Origin of the sequence: Aquisalimonas sp. (genome assembly GCF_007120195.1) — a bacterium.
Lineage (GTDB): Bacteria > Pseudomonadota > Gammaproteobacteria > Nitrococcales > Aquisalimonadaceae > Aquisalimonas.
Window position 1 is genome coordinate 1 of sequence record NZ_SKOG01000080.1, and the last position, 4,135, is coordinate 4,135.

Annotated in this window: 3 protein-coding genes and 1 pseudogene; 2 read left to right on the forward strand and 2 right to left on the reverse strand. The window is 65.3% G+C overall.

Translation table 11 applies throughout. The annotated features are described in order from the left end of the window. Nucleotides 1-377, reverse strand: a 377-nt coding sequence (locus QZT63_RS06635) for an ATP-binding protein (RefSeq protein WP_290649650.1), incomplete at its 3' end; no start/stop codon positions are given. Between the two features lie 23 nt (nucleotides 378-400). Next, nucleotides 401-1,936, reverse strand: a complete 1,536-nt coding sequence (istA, locus tag QZT63_RS06640; RefSeq protein ID WP_290649651.1) for an IS21 family transposase — start codon at nucleotides 1,934-1,936, stop codon at nucleotides 401-403. A 506-nt stretch (nucleotides 1,937-2,442) separates the two neighbouring features. Here istA and QZT63_RS06645 point away from each other — a divergent pair. Together QZT63_RS06645 and QZT63_RS06650 are read left to right on the forward strand one after the other, a co-directional pair. Beyond that, complete coding sequence (locus tag QZT63_RS06645) at nucleotides 2,443-2,871, forward strand: hypothetical protein (protein ID WP_290649652.1); 429 nt, start codon at nucleotides 2,443-2,445, stop codon at nucleotides 2,869-2,871. Nucleotides 2,872-3,261: 390 nt separating this feature from the next. Then, nucleotides 3,262-3,715: pseudogene (locus QZT63_RS06650) on the forward strand (transposase); the annotation flags it as partial. Between the last annotated feature and the right edge of the window lie 420 nt (nucleotides 3,716-4,135).

Below are 4,135 nucleotides of genomic sequence, written 5' to 3' on the forward strand. Positions count from 1 at the left end.
CGACAGGCCTGGTTGCCGAGCGCGCAGGCGAGGTAGGTCTTGCCGGTGCCGGTGGGGCCGGTGAGCAGCAGGTTCTGCTTGTGGTGGATCCACTGGCAGGAGCCGAGCTGGGCCATCTGCGGGCGCTGCAGCCCGCGGGCGTGGCGGTAGTCGATATCCTCCAGGCAGGCGCCGGGGATGCGCAGCCGGGCGGCCTTGAGCAGCCGCGTGAGGCGGCGGTTGTCGCGGGCGAGGAGCTCGCGATCGAGTAGCAGCGCAAGGCGTTGCTCGAAGGCGAGTTCGTGCGTGGCGGGCTGGGCGAGCTGGTCTTCGAGGGCCTCGCGCATGCCGGTGAGCTTGAGCGTCTGGAGTTTCTCCAGGGTGGGTTCGTTGAGCATGATCGGTGTCTCCGGTGGTGGGGTCAGTGGTAGTAGCCGGGGCCGCGGACGTTGGCGTGCAGCGGCAGCTCCCCGGTCTCGGTGGTGGCCTCCACACCAGTGCGATCGAGGCCACTTTTGAGGATCGATTTGATGCTGCGGTAGCTCGGGGAGCCGATGTCCCTCCCGCGGGCGCAGGCAGCCTCCAGGCGGGCGCTGCCGTAGTGGCGGGCGAGGTTGAGCAGTCCGAGGCAGGCGCGGTAGCCGTGCTCGGGATGGGGGCGGTTCTCGAGCTGGGCGCGGATGACGCCGAGGGTGGCGGGGCCGATGGCCTGCGCCCAGTTGAGGAACCGCCCCGGGGTCCACTGCTGGTGCTTGCGGTGGGCGGTGGGCATGTGCTCGGCGAGCGTGCTGTGCGCGCCGGTGCCATGGCGGGCATGGGCGGCGACACGGTGGCCCTTGTGGAAGACCTCCACGGTGGTGGCGGTGATGCGCGCCTCCAGGCGCTGACCGACCAGGGTGTGGGGCACGGAGTACAGCCGGCGGTCGATGTCGACGTGGTAGTCGATGCCGGGCTTGACGTACTTCCACTCGGCGTAGACATACGCCTCGCCCGGCAGGGGCTGCATGGCCGGGCGGTCGAGGCGCTCGAACAGCTCCCGGCGGCTGTGGGGCTGGCGCTGGAGGCGGCGATCGTTGAGCTCGACGAGCAGCGCCTGGATGGCCGCGTTCAACGCAGCCAGGGAGTGGAACGTGTGGTGGCGCAACCGCGCCAAGATCCAGCGCTCGACGACCTGCACGGCCACCTCGGCCTTGGCCTTGTCCCGGGGCTTATAGGGCCGTGCGGGCAGTACCGCCATACCGTAGTGCCGCGCCATTTCGGCGTAGGTGGTGTTGACCTCGGGGGTGTAGCGCGAGGCCCGCGTGACGGCGGCCTTAAGGTTGTCGGGCACGAGCAGCATGGGACAGCCGCCAAAGTGCTGCAGCGCTCGCTGATGGGAGGCGATCCAGTCGGGCAGCGACTGGGTGCGCGTCGCCTCGGCGTAAGTGTAGCTCGAGGCACCCCACACGGCGACGAAGATCGCCGCAGGGTGGATCTCGCCGGTGCCCGGGTCGACCACCGGCACCGTGGGGCCGCAGTAGTCGATGAACAGCTTCTCCCCGGCACGGTGCTGCTGGCGCATGGAGCGCCGCTGGGCGGCGCGCCAGCACCGGTAGCGCTCACAGAACTGGCTGTAGCGAAGCGCCCGCTCCCCGTGGGCGGCGGCGTACTCCGCCCAGAGCAACTGCAGCGTTACCCCCTTGCGCTTGAGCTCCTGGTGGATAGTGGTGCAGTCCGGTTCCGCCCCGCGCCCCGGGCGGACCGGGGCGGGGAACAGCAGCCGCTCCAGCGCGGCCTCGTCCATCCCCTCGGGCAGGGGCCAGCCGACCCCTTTGGCGCGGGCGAGGTTGACGTACTTGTTCACCACCCCCTTGGAGAGATCCAAGGCGGCGGCGATGCGGGCGTGGCTGAGTCCGGCCTGGTGTTTGAGACGCAAAATCTCGCTGAGTTGTCGCATGGTAATCCTCGGTGCCGGCATGCCCTCTCCCCGGAAATGGTGAAAAGAGGGCTATATGCCTGCAGTCAAAGGGAATTACCAGCACACACCACGCCGATTCCGGCATCGTGACCAGTGATTCCGGCATCGTGACCGCGGATTCCGGCGCCAGGGCCAAAATCGGTCACGCTCCGGCCGGAATCACCGGTCACGATGCGCCGGAATCACCGGTCACGATCAATCGGAATGGGCGGTCACGATAGGCCGGAATACGCAACCAGAGCAACCTGGTCCGCTGATGGCTTTTGCCGCTGGGTGGCCTCTGTGAGCTGCCGTCGTTCATGCATGCGACAGCACGAGCTGGGTCAGGCGGCATGAGCTAAACAGTTACAAAAATTCATGAAAAAAACAGCAAATCTCATATGTTCTTCAAGCGGCACGCCCTCCTCCCGAATATCCTTGACTCCAGCCATAGGCCGAGGGGTATGAACGGTCGTTCCGTCCCCGGGCTGTAGGCAGTTTGCAACGAGCCGGAGGGAGATAAATCCATGAACATCAAGATGTCACTGATCGGAACACTGGCTATCGTCCTGCTGGCAAGCGCTTCGTTCAGCACCGCAGCGGGAAGCGAAATGAAAGAGGCTCTAAACAACGGCGCCCAGCAGCTCACTGCGGACGCAATTGCCGAGCGCGTGACCGGCAAGACGGTAACATATCGTCTTGCAGACGAGAGAGAAGTCCTGGTCCACTATGGTGCCGACAACGCCGCGTCTGGCCGGATGGTCGATGCGGACTGGTCCGACACCGGCTATTACGGCATCACGAACGGCGATCGCATTTGCATCTCGTGGAGCGAGTCGGACAAGGGACGGCTGCGCTGCTTCAGCGTTCTACTCGTCAACGTCGTCAAGAAATTCATGCCGGACGGCAGCTTTGCCATGGACGCTGTGAAATTCGAGGACGGCAATACCCTCTAAGCAGACTTTCCCTTTGCCAGGCCGTCGAAAGACGGCTTGGCGTCTGGTTGGCACCTGGCCGCCGCACTCAGGTTAGCAACGGGTTGGCGATGCCCGTGCCCAGGACTCAACCACGCTACTGCCATGGGGGATCGTGATGCGTGGTGTCATCGTCCCCGGCAACTGCCCCCTGCGCCACCCGGCAGCGGCAGGTAAGCCGGGAGCGGATAGGCTTTCTCACATGTCAGCCGAATCAAACTGTCTGGCTTCGCGCAGGGCGTAGGCGAATCGTGAGCGCTGCCGTACCGGGGCGGCTCGGATGCGGTGCGACACGCGGCCAGCTGCTGAACGCGCCGGGGAAGGTGAGGAAGGCTTGGTGAAGGTCGTCGCGGCGCTTGTAGCGGATAGGCAGCCGGCGAGGTCGCCCGGACGGATGACCGCAAGAAACTCGAACCGCTGTGCCCCTACATTGGCCGCCCGGCGGTGTCGGAAAAGCGCCTGTCACTAACGCCGAGCGGCAACGCCCGCTACCCGTTGAAGACCCCGTACCGAGACACGGCCACGCACGTGATGTTACTCCGGGCATCCTGCCCTGCGTCCTTCGGGCCAGCCTGCGGCCGTCCGAATCGGCGCTCCTGCCGCTTTGTCATGGCCTGGCTCGCCGCGCTGATGCCAAAGCCGCGCGTGAACTTGACACGCTTTTTAGGGTGTTCGCGCCGAACAGCAAGCACCGTGCGCGGGTGAAACCGGGGAAAGGAGGTCAAGGCAGTAAAGGAACAACGTCAAACGAGTCCGAGACAGAACCTCGGCCGAGCGCCGCGTGGTCATGAGCTGGGCCCAGCGCTTCAGGCGCGTCTTCAACATCGGCTCTGCCGTCGTCGCCGACAACGCCAACCGCGAGCGCGTGAGCGGGTCTTCGGTCGTCAATGCCAGCGCATGTATCGAACGGCGCTTCGGTGCGGTGGTCGTATTTGGGTTTGTCGCCGTCAACAACCTGCGGACCGCGACTATTCCAGCAATGTCCGCGTCAACGTGGTCGGCCCGCTACTACCTACTGGCGCCCGGGCGAAACCTGGTGACTGGTGCCCGCATGCGGTTCTCGGCCCGATTCAGTCCTTGACGCTGTCGGAGGAACATGTTGTTATGTTGCGGCGCAGCACAAACTAAAAGGAGCTGACCATGCAATCATCCATCTTCAATGTCTCCGGACGGGTTGCCTTGGTGACCGGGGCTTCCAGCGGGTTGGGAGTGCAGTTTGCGCGTACGCTGGCGGGTCATGGTGCGC

Bases quoted from the DNA above. Each gene is read 5' to 3' on its own strand.
- istA (WP_290649651.1), bottom strand. From the start codon at position 1,936: ATGCCGGCACCGAGGATTACCATGCGACAACTCAGCGAGATTTTGCGT.
- QZT63_RS06645 (WP_290649652.1), top strand. From the start codon at position 2,443: ATGAACATCAAGATGTCACTGATCGGAACACTGGCTATCGTCCTGCTG.